This window comes from Bacillus sp. CH_48 (assembly GCF_038008465.1).
Taxonomy (GTDB): domain Bacteria; phylum Bacillota; class Bacilli; order Bacillales; family Bacillaceae_G; genus Bacillus_A; species Bacillus_A thuringiensis_S.
In genome coordinates, this window is record NZ_JBBOZF010000001.1 from 5420412 (window position 1) to 5442727 (window position 22316).

Here is a 22316-nt window from a genome sequence, read left to right on the forward strand (position 1 = left end):
AATGTATTTTTTACTTGAAAGGGGTATAAGAATTGAAAAGAATCCTAGTTTTACACACAGGTGGAACAATTGCAATGGAGGAGGATAAAGAAACTGGAGTCGTACAACCAGGTGAAAAAAATCCTCTTTTAAAATTCATTCCTGATTTAGAAGGCGATGTTGATTTAATCGTTGAAGATGTGTTCCATTTACCATCTCCCCATATGACACCGAGCGAAATGTTACAATTACAAGTCATCATTGATGAAAGAGTAAAACAAGACAACATTCATGGCGTAGTCATTACGCATGGTACTGATACATTAGAAGAAACAGCCTATTTCTTAGATTTAACAGTACAAGCAACTATTCCGATCGTTGTGACAGGTGCAATGCGCTCTAGCAATGAATTAGGTGCTGACGGCCTATATAACTTCTTATCAGCTGTAAAGGTTGCTAGTTGTGATGAAGCTGCAGAAAAAGGTGTTTTAGTCGTATTAAATGACGAAATTCATTGCGCTACAAATGTAACGAAAACACATACAAGTAATGTAGCAACATTCCAAAGCCCACAATACGGACCAATTGGAATGGTAACAAAACGCGGCGTTGTCTTCCATCACGCTTTAGTACATCATGAAACATATACGATAAACACAGTGTCTAAAAATGTAGTTGTTCTAAAAGCATATGCTGGCATGGATGATACATTATTAGCAGCAATCGAAAATCTTCCTGTAGACGGTATTGTTATCGAAGCGCTCGGACAAGGTAATCTACCTCCAAGAACACTTCCTAGTCTAGAACGATTATTAAATAAAGGTATTCCTGTCGTATTAGTTTCTCGCTGTTTCAACGGTATCGTTCAAGACGTATATTCGTATGAAGGTGGCGGTAAACACTTAAAAGATATGGGCGTTGTATTCACATACGGCTTAAATGCACAAAAAGCACGTATTAAATTACTTGTCGCATTAGAGAATACAAATTCTCATGAATCCATTCAAAATATGTTTATGCACGAATAAAAAGGAGTTGTCGAGATTTTCTCGACAACTCCTTTTTATTTTTCTCTTGATGCAATGGTTTGCGCAATCGCATCTCCATGAAATCTACCGTTCTCGATAAATATTTCATTTGCATTATTTCCAGCAGCAATGACACCTGCAATGAAAATATTTTCAGCATTCGTTTCCATTCTATCCTCTGTATAAATTGGACGTCCTGTTTCTTCATCAATCTGAACACCCATCTTCGTTAAGAAGCTATGATCAGGATGATAACCAGTCATCGCAAATACAAAATCGTTTTGGATTGTATAAACTTCACCATCAACTGTAAACGTTAATGTATGCTCAGTAATTTCTTTCACATGAGCCCCGAAATGCATTTGAATTGTACCGTTTCGTACTAACGCCTCAAATTCCGGCAAAATCCAAGGCTTTATGCTTGGCGAATACTCAATTCCACGATACAGTACCGTTACACGCGCACCAGCTTTAACAAGTTCTAATGCGGCATCTACACTCGAATTTTTCCCACCTATAACTACTACGTCTCGATCAAAATAAGGATGCCCCTCTTTAAAATAGTGAGCTACTTTCTTCAATCCCTCACCTGGAACATTCATATAATTTGGGTTATCATAATATCCAGTTGCTACAACAATATATTTCGCTATATATGTTTCTTTACTTCCGTCACACTTTGTCGTCTCAACTTGAAAAACTCCTCCATCTTTTTGAACTTTCTCCACTCGCTCAAAAGCATTTACACGTACAGATTTACGTTTTACTACTTCACGATAATACGCAAGCGCTTGATTTCGAACTGGCTTACGATTTTCTGTAATAAAAGCTACATCACCAATTTCTAATTTTTCACTAGAAGAGAAAAATGTTTGATGAGTTGGATAATTATAAATGGCATTTACAATGTTTCCTTTTTCAATTACTAACGGATTTATCCCTACCTTTTGCAACGAAATCGCTGCCGCTAATCCGCACGGACCGCCTCCGATTATAATAACTGTTTCTTTCTGCATACTCGTCCACTCCTAGTCTTCTACCAATACACTATTTATAAAAACAAGAAAAAACCTACTTACAGCAGTAGGTACCTATCTTTATTGTATTCATTTTTCATATATTTGTCATCTAAACGAAACGTACATCCGATAGACATCTGCTAAAAACTGCTGAAATTTAATACCTTGTTTCCCTAATACATTCTCAGGATCAATCTTTCTAGCTGGATCAAGCGTTTTATGTGACACGATATCTTTTTTCGGATTTAAGCCAAAGTTTTGGCATAAATACGCATGATACCATGTAAAACGATTATATGCTTCCCAAAAGTTAACATCACCGCCATAACAAAGTTCCACTCCAATGGCCGCCTTATTCGCGTCATAGCCGTATAAGTCATTATCCGTCGGCACACCATATCGAACATGATACGCAACTTCATTTATAGGAATAATCTCCAATATTGTTTTATCATCTATAAATGTATGCGCCGAAGCTTTCGGTTGTAATTCATTAAAGTAATCTCGATTTCCTATCGCATTGCTTCCTGGATTCCCCGTATCATGGCTTACAATAAATCTCACTTTAGTCAGAGGAATCCCCGGCCGTGAACTTCCATATCCAATATAGTTGCGTTCTATAGGAAACATCGCCATTGCTACCAACTCCCGCTCTAGAAGATTACCTTACTTCCTTATATATGTATTCGGTAGCAACGTCCTTATCGCATATTTCTTACACGAAGAGAAAATCGAAAATATTTGAAGTGAACACCATAAACAACAAGATACTTACAGCCACTCCATAAAAACCGTAAAACCAAACACAATCTTCTTTCGTATCTAAACCGAAAAATTTATTTACCGATTGTAATAATGTGCCACGCTTGCTTTGTTTGTTTCGTAATACTTCCACTCGCTCTACAACATCTGCTGGCATCATAAATCTTTGGTCTACTGTCATTTTCATCATTTATCTCTCCTTAAAATCATTTCCGTTTTGTTTATCTAAGGAGAGTATAGCACGTTTGTTCGTATAGAACAAGCGTTCTTTTTTTATTTTTATTTTATTTTTCAGCAAGCCAAGTAAAAATTGAGATTACAACGGCAATAATCGGCCCTACTACAACCACACCAAATATCAAAAACAGTAGCCCTTCTCCGAACATTCTAACGGTACTTACTTTTCGAGCTTTCATCGTTCTTGCAAGTTCTCCCTCTAACCTCTTAACCTTTTCTTCTAATTGTTCTACTCGTTCCAGCATTTCATTCTCCATATATAACACCTCATTTAATACTTCAACAAAAAAACGTGATTCCCTCGAAAGGAAATCACGTTTTCTCAAGATATAATATTTTATACCCAACCTCTGAAGCGGCTTGCTTCAGCCATTTTACGAACACCAACCATGTACGCCGCTAAGCGCATGTTCACTTTACGAACTTGTGCTGTTTCATAAATAGAATCAAATGATCTTACCATTACTTTTTCTAAACGTTGTTCTACTTCTTCTTCAGTCCAGTAGTATCCTTGGTTATTTTGTACCCACTCAAAGTAAGATACTGTTACACCACCAGCACTTGCTAACACGTCTGGAACAAGTAAAATTCCGCGATCTGTTAAAATTTTAGTCGCTTCTAATGTTGTTGGACCATTTGCAGCTTCAACAACGATTTTCGCTTTAATATCATTAGCATTTTCTTCTGTAATTTGGTTCTCAATTGCAGCTGGAACTAAAATATCGCAATCAAGTTCTAACAATTCTTTATTTGAAATTGTATTGTTAAATAGCTTTGTTACTGTACCGAAGCTATCACGACGGTCTAATAAATAATCAATATCTAATCCGTTTGGATCATGTAACGCACCGTAAGCATCTGAGATTGCAATAACTTTCGCACCTGCATCATGCATAAATTTAGCTAAGAAGCTACCAGCATTACCGAACCCTTGGACAACAACGCGTGCACCCTTAATATCAATGCCACGTTTTTTCGCAGCTTCACGAATACAAATTGTTACACCTTTCGCTGTTGCTGTTTCACGGCCATGTGATCCACCTAATACAAGCGGTTTACCTGTAATAAATCCTGGTGAATTAAATTCATCAATACGGCTATACTCATCCATCATCCATGCCATAATTTGAGAGTTTGTGAATACATCTGGAGCTGGAATATCTTTCGTCGGACCTACGATTTGGCTAATTGCTCGTACATAACCGCGGCTTAATCTTTCTAACTCACGGAATGACATTTCACGTGGATCACAGATAATTCCACCCTTACCTCCACCATATGGTAAATCAACAATACCACATTTTAAACTCATCCAGATTGAAAGTGCTTTCACTTCATTTTCTGTTACATTCGGATGGAAGCGAATTCCACCTTTCGTTGGACCAACAGCATCATTATGTTGTGCACGATACCCTGTAAATATTTTAACAGTCCCGTCATCCATACGAACTGGTATTTTCACTGTCATCATACGAATTGGTTCTTTTAATAATTCATATACTTCGTTTGGATAACCCAATTTTTCTAACGCTTCACTAATAACAATTTGTGTTGAATTCAATAGTTCAAAATGTTGTTCCCTTTGTTGTTGTGTTTTTGTTTGAGTTCCCTTTTCGGCTACCATAGTAAGTAAACCCCCTGTAATTTCACTTGTTTAGTAAACCTTCATTGCCTAGTATACACCCTTAAATTTGGAATGCAATAGAAAACGCTAACAAATATATACAAACTATTTTCTGTTGCAAGCGTTTTCACTATTATTATAGTCCTTTTATTACTTTTAGAAAAGTAAAATACTTAAATATTTAAATATTTTTTATTTTACTCAAACATACTCCCATAAAACTGCATATTTTATTTTAAAAAAGTATGTTGGAGTATTTACAATCATCCCTTCCCTTATCCAAATAAAAACAAAACCTCAGCTATGTTGTATTAGCTGAGGTTTTGTTTTTTCACAAAGTAATTGTGTATTTGTTCTATCGCATTAAAATCCATTAATTCTTTACCGTACTCCATGATGCGATAAATAGTTGCGGTAGACGGATTACCGTATTCCGCTAAAATAGCTATAAAATCCGCCTTTAACAATTGAATTTGTTCCTCTTCTTCCATCCAAAGATAGAAGCGCTTATCCCACGTATATAGCTTTCCGCCAGTTACACCAAGGTTATATAAGCGATTCGACAGGTTAATTATGTCATCTAGCGTAGCAAACTCATATAATATATGCTCACTTTCATCTAGAGTCACTTGCATTTCAATAAACTCGTCACGAAACTCATCATCTGTATCCATTTCTTGATTTTCTTTCGTTACAATTACAACCATCCCTTGTGCTTGTAGAGAAAATACTTCAACTGCAATCGGACCATCTGCTTCAAATCCTAATTCCTTATTTGCTTCTTGCATCATATCACGAAATAATTGCTGTACTTTCGGCGCATTTCTCCATAAATCTTCTTTCGTTAATCCTCGTTCAGATAAATCATCAAATGTTAGAAAAATTTTTATCTTATTGTAATTTAATCGTTCCAGCCTCATCTCATACCCTCCCTACGTAACCAATGCATCTAATTTTTATTATATGAAATAGAAAATAGATGGTTCTTTTCGAACAACTATTCCGACATTTTTAACCATTCATCCCATTCTTCTTTTGTATCACCAATTAAGGTTGTTTCAATGTCCAACTGGTTTAGAACGCCTAGCTTTCCGATAAAGCCAACAGAAAGAGATTCCCTTTTTTCTTGTAATAAATTTATAAAGTTCATCGTCTTTTTCATTTCTTGTTCGTCAGCACAAGATACAAATACATATTTCGGCTGTATTTCTTCTACCGCTGACAACATACCATCTTCAGCTAAGCTTGTCCTAATATATATCGCCTCATATCCTTTTAAGCGTAAATACGTTGAAAAAATAAATCCTTGCAATGCATTCTTTTCTAACACAATAACTTTGTGTAAAGAGGAAAACATTGAGGCATTGTGATACACCATTCCTAGACGCGTTTGTAAAAATGATAGTGCATATTGGAATTGCGCCATTGAAATCTCATTATTATTTTTTGACATTAATAAATTGTCTGTCACTCGAAGAACGATACTGGCAACAACCTTCTCTGTTGAATATATACTAAAAGCTTCGTTTAATAATGCAGTAATTGTAATTTCATCAAATTTTAACAAAGCTTGTAGCAAATCGTCCACTAAAACAACTTCTTTATCGAAAGGTATCTCTTTTTGAACTGTACTCTGCAAACGATTCTCTTCTAATAACTGAACTGCTTGTCCAATCATCATACCGGAAGAAACTTTTTCCATTAACCATTTTAAAATTTGAATATGTTCTTCTGTATATAAACGATGCCCAGCTTGATTCCGCTTTGGGGCAATAATTTGATATCGTCTTTCCCATGCACGAAGCGTACTCGGCTGAACTCCAATTATATTCGAAACAGCTTTTATATTATATTTTCCACTAAGAGTTGGCATCATTTCCCTCCGCACAATGTAATGATATGTGTTTGAGCAGGTGCTCGGAAACGAAGTGGTATCAATGTTGTTCCGTACCCATTACTAACAAAGAGAATGGTATTCAAATGGTTATATACGCCACCTTTTAAATATTTTTTAGATGGGAATAATCGGATTTGTCCCCCATGCGTATGTCCACTTAATACAAGTGAAATCTGCTCATTTCCAGACATCTTTTTTATTATATCAGGGTTGTGACTAACTAAGATACGAAAACCTTCTTCTTTACAATCCGCCAATGCCAAATCTAGACGATCACGGTGCAATCCAACATCATCTATACCGAGCAAACAAATTCTCTCTCCTAATTCAGACTCAAATACCACTCTTGTATTATCTAAAACTTTTACGTTATTTTCTAATAATAACGCATCTAATTCATGATATTCTATCTCATAATCATTGTTTCCCCACACAAAATATACAGGAGCTATCTCTCTTAACTTTTGGATATTCGCAGAGATTTTTGATAAAGAGACACCTTTCTCTGCTAAATCTCCTCCGATAATTACTAGATCTACTTTTCCTTTTACTTGTTCAATTAACAAATTCGAAATAACTCTTCTATGAATATCAGAAATAAAAAACACATTTACTTTTTGAAAACTTTTCGGAAATTCTTTAAATACTAAAGTATGTTCCAACACCGTATTACGCGTTGCTTCTTTATACATCACAAGAAGTAATAAAATCCCCATGCCTATGAGAGTACTGAATAATATAATCCATATCATATTTTTTACTCCCCTCCTCATAAAGATAATCCTAGGCTTTTATAACAAATTGTGATCGCCTAATTCACTAGCTCTCTTGCTTTGTGGATTTATCTTTTATCGGAATTTTTAATTCTTGCCCTGCACTCACTTCATCTTCTTGCAAGTTATTATACTTTTTAATGACTTCAATCCCATTTTCATCCGAAAAATATTGCTTCGCTATACTTTCTAAAGTTTCTCCCTCTTTCACAGTATGCGTTATCGCTTTTTCAGACTGTTTCTGTGAATCAGATTTAGCTGAATCAAAGAAGATTACTTCAAACGCACTTTTCCCGGCATTATTACTATCGCCCTTCACCTGAATATATTTATCCGTATACCACAAAATACTAATTGGCAGCAGAATGAATAGAAATGTTAAAACCCGGACGAAAATGTGATTTATTTTAAACTTTTGTTTTTTCTCTTTATTTCTATGAATTTCACTACGCGGCGGTAAACTTTCTTTTTCTTCCACTCGCTCAACTTCTAATTCCTCTTCAAAATCAGGAATTCGTTTCCTCATGTTGTTCACCACCACCTTCCATTTATTTTCTTAATTGGAGTCCCATTATAAAATCAACAAGAAAGTGTGCAAAGATTGTTATAAACAAATTCCCTGTCCATTCAAATACATAACCAAAGACAAAACTAATGAAACAGACGAAACAAAACAAAAATGGCTTTGTTATATAACGAATATGTAACACTGCAAATACTAAACTCGCAATTACAATTCCAAAATGAGTCTGCACTACACCTCTAAATAAAAATTCTTCTGCAAAACCGATTACGAACGTAATAACGAGTAAATGTAGAACCGACATTCCTCGAAACATCTTATCGTTAATACCACCATCATCAAACCAAGACTCTGGAAACACTCGCATTGCAACATAATCTAATAACACAATACCAATCGCTAACAAACCACCTATAATAAGTATAGATACTGGTTCCCATTTCCATAAATTAAACACTTCTTTTACATCTTGAAATAATATATATGCTAGTAAACAGCCAATACCGATAATAATTAACTGTGTTATATATAGATTCAGCCTTATTTCCTGCGGACTCATATCTTCAACATTATGCCTTTGAATGTTCATCATTCCTCCATCTTTTCTAGGCCGAAAAGCTTTTGTAACTCTGTTTCCCAATTATAGTCGAAATCCGATTGTTGCGCTCGTCTTTTTTTATAATCTTCTTTTGTAATACCGCAATAATCGCAGCAATTATTTAACTCTTTCTCTTTCCTATAACCGAACTGTTGCAGCACATATTCACGTCTACATCCTTTAACTCGTATCCATGACTTCATATTTTCTAATTCACTATATTTATTACGCAACCTTATTTCTACTTCAGCTATTAATCGGTTCATAATTTCATCTGACAAACCCTCTAATAATAATCTTCGTTGTTGTATAATTCCAACCTGTTCGAGATGATAACGAACGAAACGCCAATATTGCTCATTAAATCTTGCTGCATTATAACAAATTTCTTCTACATCTTCTATTGGTAATTCTTTCGTTTGAAACATTCTTTCTTGTAGTAAAGAAAATAAAAATTGTATTTGCGACTTACTTGGCAATTCATCCTCAATGATTGAAAGTGGTAAATCATGATCCAACGGACTACACAATAAAATAGCTATACTCGGTTTGCCATCTCTTCCAGCTCTTCCGATTTCTTGTAAGTAAGAAGCTATATTAGTTGGATAATGAAAATGAATAATATATTGCGTATTCGCCTTATTTACCCCCATACCAAATGCACTTGTACATATTACAAGCTGCAATTGATCGTTCATAAACTGCTGTTGAATTAACATACGCTCTTCATGTTCCATACCACCATGATAAAAAGCTACACCAGTAACACCTTTCCCTCTCAAGTATTCCGTTAACCTTTCTGTCCACGCTCTACTTGAACAATATACAATCCCCGGCCCTTGTAAATACATCACCTGCTCCAAAAGCGCCTCTTTCTTTTCTTCTATCGTCTCTACAAATTGCACCTTCATTGCAATATTAGGACGGTCAATAGAGTATACATGTTCCGCGGCACCCTTTAAATTTAAACTGTCTGCGATATCTTGCAGTACCCCTTTTGTCGCTGTGGCTGTCAATGCTAACACTGTAGGAGAACCAATATTTTCAATAACTACATTTAGTTTCTTATAGTCCGGTCTAAAATCATAACCCCATTGAGAAATACAATGAGCCTCATCAACAACAAATAATGAAATATGAATTTTCTTCAATTCCCTAATTAATAACTCCGACTGTAACATCTCTGGTGAAACAAAAATAAATTTATATGAAGATAATTTTTTCATCGCTTCTCTTTTTTCATTTAATGTCCGAAAACTATTAAATGCTATCACTCGGTTTTTCACAACATACTTTAATTGTGTCACTTGATCTTCCATTAAAGATAATAACGGCGATACAACAAGCACTGTTCCTTCTCGCATAAGCCCCGGAAACTGATAGCACATAGACTTTCCTCTTCCAGTCGGAAGCATTGCTATCACATCTTTTCCTTCTAATAAATCTGTAATAACTCCTTTTTGACCTGGACGAAATTCAGAATATCCAAACCACTTATATAAATATTCTTCAAGTTTCATTTACACCCTCCATCCGCGCTAATACAAGACGAACTTCAAAATAAGAGATATCTTCTCCAATCGCTTGTTTCAAAACACGTAACTTCCGCGTTTGCAATGCTTCAATTACTTTTATTACTTTGTCTATCTTTTCTTTTTCCATAAACATTTCAATAGAAAAATCTTTTTCTCGCAAAGCAATTTCAACAAAATGATCTTCTATCGTTGCAACCTTCAAATTCCGAATCGTTGCTATTTCTTCTAAAGAACGCCCTTGTCTCCAAAAATTATATGTTTTTTTCGTGGATAAACTAAATAGTTCAGCTCTCTCATTTGGATAAGATATAATTTCAGCTAATAGCGGAAATTCATTTTCTTTATCACGAACTTCTTGTATAAAGAAATGCATTGTACCCCAAAATAAAAAATACACCCTGAACATATCTTGTTTCGTAATTTCTGCTAATTGTTGCAATGTACAACCAATCCGTTCATAACCCGTTAGTCGATATGTTACAATCGTCGCTTCTATCGCATTACTTTTTTCTAAAAGATTATGTACTTCCGTCCACAGTTTTCTCGCCAATTCACTTCTCTTATATGGCCTTCCTGTTAGAAAACGTTTCACCCACATCATTATTTCTGTATCTTGTTGAATCGGGATAAACTTAGTATTATTCTGTTGTAAATTTGATATAGTTTGAATAATCAATGACAATCTTTTCCAAAATGTTTCACCTAATTCTCCATAATGTAAACCATGCAAATGCGCTGGAAAAGCATAAACTTCCTCCCATTTATGTAACTGCGTTTTACCCTTAGGTGTTAACACATATGTATTTTCATGTATTTCTTGAATAAAATCTGCTTGCAACAACTTTACAACTTCACCATCATAGTCATTTCTATTTAATGATTTATATATTCCGAACAAAAAAGAAATTCTAAACATATTTCCATCTTGTAAAGTTTGCGAAGAACGTTTGCCCTTTAGTAAATAATAAATAGATGAAACGGTTCTTTCACCATTCAATTGTTTTAAACAATGCAACAAAGTATATTGTATTTGCATGACCGCTTCCACCTTCCAATCTTAACTTCATTCTTTTCAGTACAATTACACTATCTACTGTCGCTCATTAAACTTATCATAATAAGAACTATATACTTGTATATATTCTATTGTATCAAACGAAATCATATTTACGTATTTTGAAAATCTTATGACATAATTCAAAAATAAGTTGACACACTAATTGATAAGCATTATCATTATAATTTTATGTTGAAAAGTTTTACAAACCGTTTTACAATAAGGTTATAATTTTTATGGCAAGCTTTTCACATACATATTATCAGGAGGGAAAAAAGATGGCAAAATATACAATCGTTGATAAAGATACTTGTATTGCATGTGGTGCTTGTGGCGCTGCTGCACCAGACATTTATGACTATGATGATGAAGGTATTGCATTTGTAACATTAGACGATAACCAAGGTATCGTTGAAATTCCAGATGTATTAATTGAAGATATGATGGATGCATTCGAAGGCTGTCCAACTGACTCAATTAAAGTTGCTGACGAATCATTCGACGGAGACGCTTTAAAATTTGAATAGTCTTTTATTAACTTCAAAAAATGCCCCTCATATTGATGAGGGGCATTTTTTGTATCTAAATTTTATTTTCCTTAATAAAAAACCATTAGTAGTTCCACACTACTAATGGTTTATATATATTATGCATTTTTCATTTTTGCAAACACCCATACTTTCAGGCGTGAGAATAATGCCACAAATACAATTGTTACAACAATTCCTTTAATTAAATTAAATGGTAAGATTGCCGTTACAACCGTTGTTCTTATAGCTTCGCTAGACATAGCTGGTGAATTTAAAAACCAAGTGTACGCCGGGAATATGATGATGTAGTTTAATACACTCATAATAAGTGCCATTGTAATTGTCCCTAGCATTAACCCTGTCGTTAAACTCTTCACAGTACGATACTTTCTAAATAAGAAAGCTGCTGGTCCAATAAATAAACATCCTGCAATAAAGTTTGCAATTTCTCCAACTGGTACTCCCGTTAAACTTCCTTGAATCCCGTAATGTAAAATGTTCTTTATTGCCTCTACAATCACTCCAGCTACTGGTCCAAAGATAATTGCTGCAATTAGAGCTGGTACATCACTAAAATCAATTTTCAAAAATGGCGGAAGCCCTGGGAACGGGAAATCTAACATCATTAGTAAATATGCAATACTACTTAGCATCGCTACACTCACCATCTGCACCACACTGTTTTTTTGTTTCATCTTTCTCTCTCCTTTTCCATCGATCTTCTCATGGAAAGTGGAAAGGTTCTGCTATGCCTATTTTTTCATAGAACGAAAAAAACCTTTGTGTTTTACACAAAGGGAGAATTTAAGGCACATCAAACAGACGTTCAAATCCATATCTTTTTTGAACGCTTGAACCTCCATCTTCTCCCATCCAGACTGTACTGTCGGCTTTGGAATCACACCAAATCCTGCCTTAACGGCTCGCGGGCTTAGAACAAAATCATAAATAGTTCATCACCGCCGGTCGGGATTTTCACCCTGCCCCGAAGATAGACCGATATTCTATTTTCCCCTTCATTATACAACAACCTCATAACATTGTGAACAAAAAAATTGTAACTTATTTAAAATTAGTTATTTATTTTTCGTAACAACAAATAAATTGCGAGATATTTTACAATACAATCCATATTTTTTATTATTCGGCATTTCTCTTTTGAATTACCTAGTCATATATAATTAAAAGTGATAAGATATTGAATTGTTAAGATAAGAACATTTTCTGAGTTATGGAGGAAATGTCATGAAAAAAGAAAAGAGACATTCTATTCGAGAAGCAATGAAAAAAAACTTAAGAAAAGAATACTTTTACTTAAAAAAAGAATTACTTTTCTACTGCCCAATTGATTTAGGCACATTCTCAAACGAGACATACTATGCTACTTTCGATGAAGATGGCATCAGTATTTATCAGTATGATAAAAAAACAGAAAGTAAATTAAAATTGTGTGAGCGTCATCCGTGGAAAAGTTGGAGTAAAGTGAAGATTGATCACTATTTGACAACTTCTCAATTTATTTTTCAGGGTGAGCGAAATTGGATCTTATCCCTTTTTCAAAAAGGAAAAGAAGCTCAAAGAATTATTGAAGAGCATACATCTTTACAAACAGAAGTTGTTTCCCGCTCTTTCTTAAAAAAACTTCCTGGTTTTCGTTCTAATACACCACTGAATAAATACATCGGTAGCATTTGTTACACTGCACTTATTGCATTTTTATTAAAATGGATGATTCCATTTCAAGCACCACAAATCGCCCTGTATTCTATTTCGATTGGTTGTATGCTTCTTGGCCTACTTTGTTTGACAATCGGTTTAATTGAACCGACTATCGTACTGTTTCGAACAAAAGAGAAAACAAGAACAAAAGTTTTTTACTTATATAGCTATTTAGCTATTTCTGGATTTATATGTGTCTTTATTTTTTGGTAAAAGAAGCCGTCCCAAAATAAATTTTGGGACGGTTTTCTTTTAGATATAAATACTCTAATTCACTCAATACTTCTAGCAGAAGCGCCCATATAATTTCATTTACATCGAACCTTATTTAAGAATATTCAAAGTTTAATTTTTGAGACGTTGCCTTTACTTAACATATAATTGTTGATTAGGATAAATTAGCTCTTGCTGCAATCCATTTTTTTCTTTAATTTCCTTAAGTGTCATACTAAATTTCCGTGCAATACTAACTAAAGTATCCCCTTTTTGTACGACATATAATGATGAAGAAACAACTTCATTTCTTTGTTCACTTAAAACAAGCAATGGGTTCATCGCATTCTTTTTCGCCATCGTCCATCTTCCTTGATGAAGTTCTAGATGTAAGTGTGCACCTCGCGATTCTCCCGTGTTCCCTACTTCTCCAATTTTTTCACCTTTTGAAATATAATCTCCTTGACCCACATATCTCTTATTTAAATGTGCATATACAGCCTCATATTCTCCGTGTTTAATAAATACAACATTTCCATAACTACTTGAATAATAAGACTTCGTTACCTTACCATCTTGGATAGCTGCCACAGGCGTTCCAATCGGTGCAGCTACATCAATACCATAGTGTTTTCCATGCCTTGTCCCAAAATAATCACTTATCTGACCTTCAACAGGCCATGTCCATCGATTTCCTTCTGCATAAACATGTAATTGAGATACAAACAGTATACTCAATAACATGACTCCGCATTTTAAAACTTTCATATACATCCTCCGTTTTCTAATTACCACCATACCTTCTCTATTTTGGTATATTACAGAAAAAAGTATACAAAAAAAGAAAGTGAATTACTCCACTTCCTTCTCTTTCTTATCACGAAAAACTAATGCACTACGGTTATACTCCACATCTTTCACTTGTAATCGGGCATTTATTACTCTAGCTACTGCAAATAAATAGTCAGATAATCTATTTACATACTTTAGAACAACTTCATTTATTTCTCCTTCTTTTTGTAAGGACACGATACATCGTTCTGCTCGCCTTACAACTGTACGTGCAATATGAATAGCAGCTGCCGACTCGCTTCCACCTGGTAAAATAAAGCGCTCTAGCGGCGGTGCTTCTTCTATATACAAATCAATCTTTCTTTCTAAGCTTTCAACCATCTCAATTGTCACCTTATAAGGAATTTTTTGTTCCACTATTGCCAAGTCTCCTCCGCAATCAAATAGCTCATGTTGAATATTTTCAAGCTCATTGTAAATATCTCTATAAGTCCTGCCTTGAAGCTTAGTCATTGCATATCCGATATGAGAATTCGCCTCGTCTATTGTTCCATACGCTTCCACACGGATATCATCTTTATCAACCCTACCGCCTATTACACTTGTCGTTCCTTTATCTCCTGTTTTTGTATATAATTTCATTTCTTCACAGCACCTCTCTTGTTATTCTTTATTCGAGCAACATAGAAAAAAGTTCTACCATTCTTTATTTAATTGAGTTTACAAAAAAATAAAAAACAGCAGAACTTTATTCATTATCAACTTTAAAAACACATATCTAAATTATACGATTCGGTAAATATACAGAGAATGTAGTTCCTTCTCCAACAACACTTGAAACAGAAATTTTACCATCATGACCTTGAACAATATTTTTCGCAATCGCAAGCCCGAGTCCTGTTCCACCCTTTTTCCCACGTGTTCTTGCTTTATCAGCTTTATAGAAACGATCAAATAAAAATGGAATATCCTCTTCTGGAATGCCTGCACCCGAATCTTGTACTTCAAAAATGAGGCCATTATTTTTCGAATCAATTACAAGCGTTACATGTCCGCCTGCGTTTGTATGACGTATTGCGTTATCAATTAAATTCGTCAATACTTGCTCCATACGATCTGCATCAAATGGGTATTGTTCAATTGAATCTTTGAAATCAACCGTTAACGCGACCTCTTTATCCTTTGCAATCCCTTGGAATTTACGACCTATTTTTTCAACGAAAGGATGAATATCAACTTCACCTATATGTAACTCTACATTACCACTTTCCATGCGTGCTAAATCTAATAATTCATTTACAAGTTTACCTAAACGAACGGATTCATCATAAATGATTTGAACAAACTCATCAATTTCTTCTTTCGTTTGCACAATATCATCTAAAATCGCTTCACTATACCCTTGCAGCATTACCATTGGTGTACGAAGTTCATGCGATACATTCGCAATAAAGTCTTGACGCATCTTTTCAAGACGGCGTTCTTCCGTCATATCTCGCAGTACCGCTACAGCTCCACGAATTTTCGTTTGATTGTAAAGCGGCGTCATAAGAACTACATAGTTCCCTTTTTGTAAATTAATTTCAACAACTTGTTGTTGTTCACTTTCTACAACAAGATGGAATAGTTCCACAAGTTCAGAAGGTAGTTTTTTACTTAGCTCTATCTCTTTTTCTTCTTGCCAAACTTGTAAGAAATGTTCGGCCGGCGGATTAATTACAACGACTTCACCTTCTTGATTTAACGTAATAACCCCATCTGCCATACTACTTAAAATACTAGCTAACTGTTCTTTTTCTTGCTGCAGTGCATTCATATTAAACTTCAACTGTTTCCCCATTTGATTTAAGGCCGTTGCAAGCTCACCAATCTCGTCCTGAGACACCATAGGAGCTTTCGCATCAAACTTCCCACGCGCCACCTCAAAAGCAACTTCACGCATTTTACGGAGTGGTGCTGTAATTCGAGTAGACAAGAAGAATGCAAAGAACGTTGTTAATATAATCGCAATCCCTGCTGATAAGAATATAAAATCAGTCGTTCTCTCCATGCCTTGTATCGGTACTTGTAAAGATTCGTATACGAACACTGCACTTTGATTTTTTGACTGCACTGGTTTTCCGACAATCATAATATCATTTTCAGTGTTTTTATTCTTTCTACTATTAGAGGCTTTTCTAATGTTATTCTTAATTTCTTTTTTGTCTGTGAAAACAGCCGCTAATTCTTTATCTTCTTTCAAATCATCCATTGTAAGAGTGACTAACCCTTCTTGTTTCGGCGAAGATGATATTTCTTTACCATCTTCTACAATAATGATCCTTGAAAGTGAATCAGAGAATTTGTACGCGATATTCTCAATCGTTTTTACATCGGCACCTTCTTCAATTAACTCTGAAACACTTGTTGCAACTTTTTGAAGCCTATCTTCACTCATATCAACATAATATGTTCTAAAAAACTGTGAAAGTAAAATCGCAACAAATCCAAGCACAAACGAAACGAGAAGTAATATAGTCATCCATAACTTCCCTACTACACTTCTCCAAAGCATCAGTCGTTCACAACCTCAAATTTATAACCTACGCCCCAAACGGTAACAATCATCTTCGCAGCATCTGGTGATTTTTTACTTAACTTCTCACGTAAACGCTTTACATGCGTATCAACTGTACGTAAATCTCCGAAGAATTCATATTGCCATACTTCTTTTAACAATTGCTCACGATCGAATACTTTATCAGGAGCTTTCGCTAAAAATAATAGTAACTCATATTCTTTCGGCGTTAAGTTTACTTCATTACCATCTGCAGTAACACGGTGTGCATCGTTATCAATTGTTAAGTGCGGGAATACAGTAACATCTTTTGTCGTTGTATCTTGTGTAAAGAATGTTGTTGGTACAGCACGACGTAATACCGCTTTCACACGTAGCACGACCTCACGTGGACTAAATGGCTTTACAATATAATCATCTGTTCCAACTTCAAATCCTTGTACTCTATTTACTTCTTCACCTTTTGCTGTCAGCATAATAATTGGTGTCGCTTTCTTCTCACGAACCCCTTTACATACTTCAATGCCATCTTTACCAGGCATCATAAGATCTAATAAGATTAAATCGTAATCATTTTGCAACGCCATTTCTAAAGCTGTATCACCATTATCTGCTTCTTCAATTGTGTATTGTTCTCTTTCTAAGTACATTTTCAATAAACGACGAATACGATCCTCATCATCTACAATTAAAATTCTTGATTCATTTTCCATCTCTACCCGCTGCGTACTCTCACCTCAGCGGTTCACACCTACCCTTCTTTACTATTATGTTGCGCTATTCTCGTTTATTTAAGCAATCTTCTAAATGTTTCACTTCCCATATTATGCTTCACAAGAATAATAAATTTTGTTCAATTTTTTTCCAAAACTATGTATTTTTTTTGAACAGTATATAATGTCCTCGACATCATTTTACAAAATCAACCGCTACTTTGTCATGTTTTTCTCAAAAAAGAAGAAAAGTTGACAAAAATAAAATAGGAAAGTGACATGCACTCTCCTATTTTATTTCTCTATGCATATGAATGTAAACCGGCAATAATTAAGTTTACTACAATAAAGTTAAACATAATAATTGCAAAACCAATTACTGCAAGCCAAGCTGATTTCTCTCCATGCCACCCTTTAGATAATCGTAAATGTAGTACTGCAGCATAAAAGAGCCACGTTATAAGTGCCCAAACCTCTTTCGGATCCCAGCCCCAAAAACGCGTCCACGCTATTTGAGCCCAAATCATTGCAAAAATTAACGCTCCTAATGTGAAAACTGGGAATCCAATTGCAATAGATCGATATCCGATTTCATCTAGTAAATCACTATTCGTATTCTTTACTAACGGCTGAAGTGCCGCCGATACTCGCTTCCGTAAAACAAGCCTTAATACAATATAAAGTAATGTTCCAACTAACACTGACCAAATAACAGTATTTAATTTTTTCGCATTTACAATCGCTGGAACTTCAACTACCGGTTCTAATTTATTTTCTGTCTGTAACTTCCCTTCATGCGGTCCTACTAAAGCTGGAAGATTGTACTTCATTTCCAGTTGTTGTTCATTTTTATCAACCCATTGAAACTTCGCTTCATATTTCATACTAGAAAATACCGTTGTTACTCCAATAAATCCAACTGTACAAACAAGCGTAAACACTACCGTCTCTAGCCAAAATGTCCGTTTACTTCTCGTTGATTGATCTACATTTTTTAATAAATACATGACGCCCGTAATAAAACTAATCGCTAAAATTGCTTGTCCTGCTGCTGCAGTCGTCACGTGAATATGTAACCAATTACTTTTTAAAGATGGAATAAGCGGAGATATTTCCCTCGGAAACATACTTGCATAGGCAATTAATAAAAGCGCAACTGGTAATGCAAATAGTCCAATTATACTTACGCGGTACATAAAATACATTACAATAAATGCTCCTACAAGCATCATGCCGAAAAATGTACCGAATTCAAAAAAGTTACTAACTGGCGCATGCCCTGATGCAATCCACCTTGTAACAAAATATACTGTTTGTGCTATAAACCCTAAAATTGTAATTGTTATTCCTACATTTGCCCATTTATGACCCTTTTCTTTAATGGCTCCACCAAAAAATAGAGTCGCAATTAAATATAAAATAAATGCGGTAAAGAGAAAGTTACTACTTATTTGCACCATATCGTTTCCCCACCTTAACTAATTTTTTTATCGATTACTTTATCATTTGGCTGTGGAATTGCTGTACCTTCTATTACTCTTTCAATATCTTTCTTTAAACCGAACCAATTTTTATTCGTATGCCCTGCAATCCACCATTCATCATTAACACGTTGTATCCAAATACGGCGATGATTCCAATACATACCTTGAATGACACCAACCATAAATATAAATCCTCCAATACCGAGAATCCAAAGCGTTAAATCTTTTCTTACAGTAAGTGCTGTTGCATTTTGCATTTCAACACCCGCAAACGACATTTTATATTTGTTGTTTCCATCAGGTTCTATATTTTGCTGAATACCAACAAAACTCACTTCACCATCTGGTGTTTCAGGTGTAAACATTTTAAATACAAATGCAGGATTGTTCGGTAATTTCGTTTTTGTATTCGGTTTTCCATTCTCATCAAAATAAAAATCAGGAAAATAGCTTAATAGTTCTAGAGAATAACCATTTCCTAAATCATATTTTTCCTTAGGATTCGTTAAATCTACTTTAATCGGTCCCCATTTTTGATTATTTTCTTTATTTTGCAAGTTGAAGGACATACTTTTAAATTCACTTTCTTTATAATCCACTTGATACACTGCAAATTGATCAAATTTCAGTGGTTCATTTACTCGAATTTCCGCTTCTTTTACTTTTTCCAACTTTGGTTTTTGCCCTGCTATATTTTCGCCCACAGCTTTATATAATACAGCATTCGTTTGGAAGTTTTTCGCAATCATTTTATCGCCTACACGATCAATCGCTTCCTCAAAAACTTCCTTGTCCTTACTTTTATCATAAACTTCTTTTATAAATTTCTCGTTTTTTAAGTAGTATTGTCCATCCGTCCCTGGTATTTCTTTCGTTTCACCATCACGTAACCAAAGTGCTTCGTCTACGTACATACTCGGTAAAAAACGAAGCATCGCACCGAATAAAAAGATAATAAGACCGATATGATTTACATATGGACCCCAACGCGAGAAGCGTCCCTTTTCTGCTAAAACGTTTCCGTCTTCCACTTTCACGTTATAGTTTCTTTTCTTTAAATTCTTTTGCACTCTTTCCAGGTCACCATCTTGCGGTGTACCAGTCCCATATAATCTCTGTCTCTTTAAAAAACTAGGATGTCTTTTTACGCCTTGCTTTTTTAAAGCTTTATAAAGTGGAATAACGCGGTCTAAACTACATATCACAAGTGAAATACCGATAGAAGCAATCAAAATCATATACCACCATGAACCGTATAAATTATTAAATCCTAATTGATAGTATAATTGCCCTAAAAATCCGTATTCTTGCTTATAATATTCAGCTGGTGCAATCCCTGGAGTTATGTACATTTCTTGCGGAAAAATAGTTCCTATCGCTGATGCAGCTAAAGTTATTACGATTAGCCATACACCGACTTTTACAGAAGAGAAAAAGCTCCAAATTTTATCGACTATCGTTTTTGTTTGCGTGAGAGATCTCCGTGCACTCCCCTCATAGCGCATATCCAATAGTTTTGCATTTTCATTGCTTTCAAATGGTTTCCCGCAAGCTTCACAAAAAACGGTTCCTATCGGATTAACATGTCCACATTCACATTTAATTTCTTTCAACACTCTCACCGCCCCTGTATCTATATGTACTATTGTATATTCTAACCTCGAGTTACCGCAATACTCAGAATTTTTAAATCAGAGGCACTATAGACACGCACCTCTTATGTAAAGGCTTTCTTTATTACGGAGTAATTTTCTTTAAATACTCTTCTAACTGTTCTTTCGTTTGTTCACCTATAATTTGCTCCACTACTTTTCCATCTTTATCAATCAAAAAGCTTGTCGGTAATGGACCTACTCCATATGTTCCTATAATCTTTTGTCCTTTATCAATAGCAACTGGGAATTTCAAACCATATTGGTTCACAAAGTTCTTTACTGCAATATCCGTTTCATCTGCATCTAACGCTATGATTTCAACGCCTTTTTCTTTATACTTTGGATATAATTCATTCATATAAGGCATTTCTTTTTCACAAGGTTTACACCACGTACCCCAAAAGTTTAAAAATACACCTTTTCCCTTTAAATCTTTTAGTTCAATTTTCTTCCCTTCTAAATCTGTCACAACAAAGTTAGGTGCTTCTTTTCCGATTTGCATTTTCTCTTTATTAGCAAAGAATCCTTGATAAAGGGTAAATCCTACAGCACCACATAAAATGAGTAGAATAATAACGCGAAATAATAAGCGATTTTTCTTCATATTACCTCTCCTCTCCTCGGTAAATGTTATGTATTATCTTCTGTAAATGTTGTATTGAATAAATCACCAGCAGAGCACTCCACTGGTGAATTTTTAACTCTATAGCTTATCTTGGCTTTGTAGAAGCAAGCGCGCGTAATTGTTTCACCTCATGTGGTGTCAATTCTCTCGCATCACCAGGTCGCAGGCTTCCTACTTCTAAGAAAGCATAACGTTCACGTTTTAATTTCACTACTTTACAGTCTAACGCTTCAAACATACGACGTACTTGACGATTACGTCCTTCATGAATTGTTAATTGTACAATAGCCATCTCTTTACGCTTGTCCCAAGAAATAATTTTCACATGTGCTGGTGCTGTTTTACCATCTTCTAATGCAACACCGCGTTCTAACATGCGAATTTTCTCACCTGTTAATGGGCCTTTTATTTTTGCAACATACGTTTTTTCAACTTTATATTTAGGATGCATTAATATATTTGCGAAGTCCCCGTCGTTTGTCATTAATAATACTCCTGACGTATCATAATCTAGACGTCCGATTGGGAATAAACGTTGTGTAATTTCAGGGAAAAAGTCTGTTACAACACTTCTACCTTTATCATCTGATACACTTGAAATTACACCAGTTGGTTTATATAGTAAAAAATAAACAGGTTCTTCTTTTTCAAGAGGGATGTTATTTACTTCTACTTTATCTTGAGGAGTTACTTTTGTTCCTAACTCTTTCACTATTTTTCCGTTAACTTTCACTTTTCCTTGCTGAATTAATTCCTCAGCCTTTCTTCTCGATGCAATACCTGCTTGCGCAATCACTTTTTGTAATCGTTCCATTTCTTTTTTTCACCTCGAATTTATCTTACCTTACATTAGAAAGACTTGGCAACCGCATACGCTTTACGGTTATTCGCTCCATCTCCCTTAAACAACATAGCGATGATATTAAACATATAAAGGTCAAATCATGTTTTTATCCTTTATTATTGTCCATATTTTTCATATTTCTCACAATAAAA

At 34.9% G+C, this 22316-nt stretch carries 24 protein-coding genes and 1 riboswitch; of the genes, 3 read left to right on the forward strand and 21 right to left on the reverse strand.

Features of this window, described 5'->3' with window-relative positions; genetic code table 11:
* The first annotated feature begins 32 nt into the window (after positions 1-32).
* Complete coding sequence (gene ansA, locus N2V92_RS27340) at positions 33-1007, forward strand: asparaginase (RefSeq protein ID WP_000822011.1); 975 nt, start codon at positions 33-35, stop codon at positions 1005-1007.
* A gap of 35 nt (positions 1008-1042) precedes the next feature.
* Here the strand turns inward: ansA and N2V92_RS27345 are convergent, their stop codons facing one another.
* The 12 genes from N2V92_RS27345 to N2V92_RS27400 form a co-directional block, all read right to left on the reverse strand.
* Entirely contained in the window at positions 1043-2023 is a 981-nt protein-coding gene (locus tag N2V92_RS27345) for a YpdA family putative bacillithiol disulfide reductase (protein ID WP_001168517.1), read from the reverse strand.
* 108 nt (positions 2024-2131) lie between these two features.
* A complete protein-coding gene (locus N2V92_RS27350) occupies positions 2132-2662 on the reverse strand; it encodes a peptidoglycan recognition protein family protein (protein WP_001240655.1) in 531 nt (176 codons plus the stop codon).
* 79 nt (positions 2663-2741) lie between these two features.
* A complete protein-coding gene (locus N2V92_RS27355; RefSeq protein WP_002083150.1) occupies positions 2742-2978 on the reverse strand; it encodes a DUF3961 domain-containing protein in 237 nt (78 codons plus the stop codon).
* Between the two features lie 94 nt (positions 2979-3072).
* On the reverse strand, positions 3073-3282 hold the full coding sequence (locus tag N2V92_RS27360) for a hypothetical protein (RefSeq protein WP_000426765.1): 210 nt from the start codon (positions 3280-3282) through the stop codon (positions 3073-3075).
* A gap of 80 nt (positions 3283-3362) precedes the next feature.
* Positions 3363-4649 carry an NAD-specific glutamate dehydrogenase gene (gene gudB / locus N2V92_RS27365; protein ID WP_000225173.1) on the reverse strand — a complete coding sequence of 429 codons (1287 nt, stop codon included), beginning with the start codon at positions 4647-4649 and terminating at the stop codon, positions 3363-3365.
* Positions 4650-4960: 311 nt separating this feature from the next.
* The gene (locus N2V92_RS27370) at positions 4961-5569 is read right to left on the reverse strand and encodes a genetic competence negative regulator (RefSeq protein WP_001235399.1); all 609 of its coding nucleotides are present in this window, start codon (positions 5567-5569) and stop codon (positions 4961-4963) included.
* Positions 5570-5646: 77 nt separating this feature from the next.
* Positions 5647-6522, reverse strand: coding sequence for a MerR family transcriptional regulator (locus N2V92_RS27375; protein WP_001142721.1), 876 nt, complete (start codon positions 6520-6522; stop codon positions 5647-5649).
* Positions 6522-7298, reverse strand: coding sequence for a metallophosphoesterase (locus N2V92_RS27380; RefSeq protein ID WP_000637802.1), 777 nt, complete (start codon positions 7296-7298; stop codon positions 6522-6524). Before N2V92_RS27380 ends, N2V92_RS27375 begins: the two co-directional genes overlap by 1 nt.
* Before the next feature lie 67 nt (positions 7299-7365).
* A complete protein-coding gene (locus N2V92_RS27385; RefSeq protein ID WP_001231548.1) occupies positions 7366-7845 on the reverse strand; it encodes a LysM peptidoglycan-binding domain-containing protein in 480 nt (159 codons plus the stop codon).
* A gap of 22 nt (positions 7846-7867) precedes the next feature.
* The gene (locus N2V92_RS27390) at positions 7868-8431 is read right to left on the reverse strand and encodes a CPBP family intramembrane glutamic endopeptidase (protein WP_001025781.1); all 564 of its coding nucleotides are present in this window, start codon (positions 8429-8431) and stop codon (positions 7868-7870) included.
* Positions 8431-9960 carry an ATP-dependent DNA helicase RecQ gene (gene recQ / locus N2V92_RS27395; protein ID WP_044797923.1) on the reverse strand — a complete coding sequence of 510 codons (1530 nt, stop codon included), beginning with the start codon at positions 9958-9960 and terminating at the stop codon, positions 8431-8433. Before recQ ends, N2V92_RS27390 begins: the two co-directional genes overlap by 1 nt.
* A complete protein-coding gene (locus tag N2V92_RS27400) occupies positions 9950-11011 on the reverse strand; it encodes a helix-turn-helix domain-containing protein (protein ID WP_001167015.1) in 1062 nt (353 codons plus the stop codon). Before N2V92_RS27400 ends, recQ begins: the two co-directional genes overlap by 11 nt.
* Positions 11012-11310: 299 nt before the next feature.
* On the opposite strand from N2V92_RS27400, the gene N2V92_RS27405 reads away from it, so the two are divergent.
* Complete coding sequence (locus N2V92_RS27405) at positions 11311-11559, forward strand: ferredoxin (RefSeq protein WP_001151993.1); 249 nt, start codon at positions 11311-11313, stop codon at positions 11557-11559.
* Between the two features lie 119 nt (positions 11560-11678).
* Here N2V92_RS27405 and N2V92_RS27410 read toward each other — a convergent pair whose 3' ends face one another.
* Positions 11679-12257, reverse strand: coding sequence for an ECF transporter S component (locus tag N2V92_RS27410; RefSeq protein WP_000810856.1), 579 nt, complete (start codon positions 12255-12257; stop codon positions 11679-11681).
* A gap of 162 nt (positions 12258-12419) precedes the next feature.
* Positions 12420-12559, reverse strand: a riboswitch (FMN riboswitch).
* 248 nt (positions 12560-12807) lie between these two features.
* Between N2V92_RS27410 and N2V92_RS27415 the strand changes: the two genes are divergently transcribed.
* Positions 12808-13494, forward strand: a complete 687-nt coding sequence (locus N2V92_RS27415) for a hypothetical protein (protein ID WP_000711799.1) — start codon at positions 12808-12810, stop codon at positions 13492-13494.
* A 153-nt stretch (positions 13495-13647) separates the two neighbouring features.
* On the opposite strand, the gene N2V92_RS27420 is transcribed toward N2V92_RS27415, so the two are convergent.
* The 8 genes from N2V92_RS27420 to rluB all read right to left on the reverse strand — a co-directional run bounded on the left by N2V92_RS27420 (position 13648) and on the right by rluB (position 22134).
* Positions 13648-14262: a peptidoglycan DD-metalloendopeptidase family protein gene (locus N2V92_RS27420; protein WP_042597462.1), complete on the reverse strand. Its 615-nt coding sequence runs from the start codon at positions 14260-14262 to the stop codon at positions 13648-13650.
* An 84-nt stretch (positions 14263-14346) separates the two neighbouring features.
* On the reverse strand, positions 14347-14928 hold the full coding sequence (locus N2V92_RS27425; protein ID WP_000781275.1) for a cob(I)yrinic acid a,c-diamide adenosyltransferase: 582 nt from the start codon (positions 14926-14928) through the stop codon (positions 14347-14349).
* Positions 14929-15064: 136 nt separating this feature from the next.
* Positions 15065-16840, reverse strand: coding sequence for a sensor histidine kinase ResE (gene resE / locus N2V92_RS27430; protein WP_000964694.1), 1776 nt, complete (start codon positions 16838-16840; stop codon positions 15065-15067).
* Positions 16840-17556, reverse strand: a complete 717-nt coding sequence (gene resD, locus N2V92_RS27435; RefSeq protein WP_000426861.1) for a DNA-binding response regulator ResD — start codon at positions 17554-17556, stop codon at positions 16840-16842. The genes resE and resD overlap by 1 nt, the downstream gene beginning before the upstream one ends.
* Positions 17557-17858: 302 nt before the next feature.
* The gene (resC, locus tag N2V92_RS27440) at positions 17859-19016 is read right to left on the reverse strand and encodes a cytochrome c biogenesis protein ResC (RefSeq protein WP_000250089.1); all 1158 of its coding nucleotides are present in this window, start codon (positions 19014-19016) and stop codon (positions 17859-17861) included.
* A gap of 14 nt (positions 19017-19030) precedes the next feature.
* Positions 19031-20656 carry a cytochrome c biogenesis protein ResB gene (resB, locus tag N2V92_RS27445; protein ID WP_000910521.1) on the reverse strand — a complete coding sequence of 542 codons (1626 nt, stop codon included), beginning with the start codon at positions 20654-20656 and terminating at the stop codon, positions 19031-19033.
* A gap of 121 nt (positions 20657-20777) precedes the next feature.
* Entirely contained in the window at positions 20778-21299 is a 522-nt protein-coding gene (resA, locus tag N2V92_RS27450) for a thiol-disulfide oxidoreductase ResA (protein ID WP_000742193.1), read from the reverse strand.
* 106 nt (positions 21300-21405) lie between these two features.
* Entirely contained in the window at positions 21406-22134 is a 729-nt protein-coding gene (gene rluB / locus N2V92_RS27455) for a 23S rRNA pseudouridine(2605) synthase RluB (RefSeq protein ID WP_000440553.1), read from the reverse strand.
* Positions 22135-22316: the final 182 nt, after the last annotated feature.

Coding starts and splice junctions, on each gene's coding strand:
- rluB (WP_000440553.1), bottom strand. CDS start 22,134: ATGGAACGATTACAAAAAGTGATTGCGCAAGCAGGTATTGCATCGAGA.
- resE (WP_000964694.1), bottom strand. CDS start 16,840: ATGCTTTGGAGAAGTGTAGTAGGGAAGTTATGGATGACTATATTACTT.
- resC (WP_000250089.1), bottom strand. CDS start 19,016: ATGGTGCAAATAAGTAGTAACTTTCTCTTTACCGCATTTATTTTATAT.
- resD (WP_000426861.1), bottom strand. CDS start 17,556: ATGGAAAATGAATCAAGAATTTTAATTGTAGATGATGAGGATCGTATT.
- gudB (WP_000225173.1), bottom strand. CDS start 4,649: ATGGTAGCCGAAAAGGGAACTCAAACAAAAACACAACAACAAAGGGAA.
- N2V92_RS27390 (WP_001025781.1), bottom strand. CDS start 8,431: ATGAACATTCAAAGGCATAATGTTGAAGATATGAGTCCGCAGGAAATA.
- N2V92_RS27350 (WP_001240655.1), bottom strand. CDS start 2,662: ATGGCGATGTTTCCTATAGAACGCAACTATATTGGATATGGAAGTTCA.
- recQ (WP_044797923.1), bottom strand. CDS start 9,960: ATGAAACTTGAAGAATATTTATATAAGTGGTTTGGATATTCTGAATTT.
- N2V92_RS27420 (WP_042597462.1), bottom strand. CDS start 14,262: ATGAAAGTTTTAAAATGCGGAGTCATGTTATTGAGTATACTGTTTGTA.
- N2V92_RS27375 (WP_001142721.1), bottom strand. CDS start 6,522: ATGCCAACTCTTAGTGGAAAATATAATATAAAAGCTGTTTCGAATATA.
- N2V92_RS27385 (WP_001231548.1), bottom strand. CDS start 7,845: ATGAGGAAACGAATTCCTGATTTTGAAGAGGAATTAGAAGTTGAGCGA.
- N2V92_RS27345 (WP_001168517.1), bottom strand. CDS start 2,023: ATGCAGAAAGAAACAGTTATTATAATCGGAGGCGGTCCGTGCGGATTA.
- N2V92_RS27400 (WP_001167015.1), bottom strand. CDS start 11,011: ATGCAAATACAATATACTTTGTTGCATTGTTTAAAACAATTGAATGGT.
- resA (WP_000742193.1), bottom strand. CDS start 21,299: ATGAAGAAAAATCGCTTATTATTTCGCGTTATTATTCTACTCATTTTA.
- N2V92_RS27425 (WP_000781275.1), bottom strand. CDS start 14,928: ATGAAATTATATACAAAAACAGGAGATAAAGGAACGACAAGTGTAATA.
- N2V92_RS27360 (WP_000426765.1), bottom strand. CDS start 3,282: ATGGAGAATGAAATGCTGGAACGAGTAGAACAATTAGAAGAAAAGGTT.
- N2V92_RS27370 (WP_001235399.1), bottom strand. CDS start 5,569: ATGAGGCTGGAACGATTAAATTACAATAAGATAAAAATTTTTCTAACA.
- N2V92_RS27380 (WP_000637802.1), bottom strand. CDS start 7,298: ATGATATGGATTATATTATTCAGTACTCTCATAGGCATGGGGATTTTA.
- N2V92_RS27405 (WP_001151993.1), top strand. CDS start 11,311: ATGGCAAAATATACAATCGTTGATAAAGATACTTGTATTGCATGTGGT.
- N2V92_RS27410 (WP_000810856.1), bottom strand. CDS start 12,257: ATGAAACAAAAAAACAGTGTGGTGCAGATGGTGAGTGTAGCGATGCTA.
- N2V92_RS27355 (WP_002083150.1), bottom strand. CDS start 2,978: ATGATGAAAATGACAGTAGACCAAAGATTTATGATGCCAGCAGATGTT.
- N2V92_RS27415 (WP_000711799.1), top strand. CDS start 12,808: ATGAAAAAAGAAAAGAGACATTCTATTCGAGAAGCAATGAAAAAAAAC.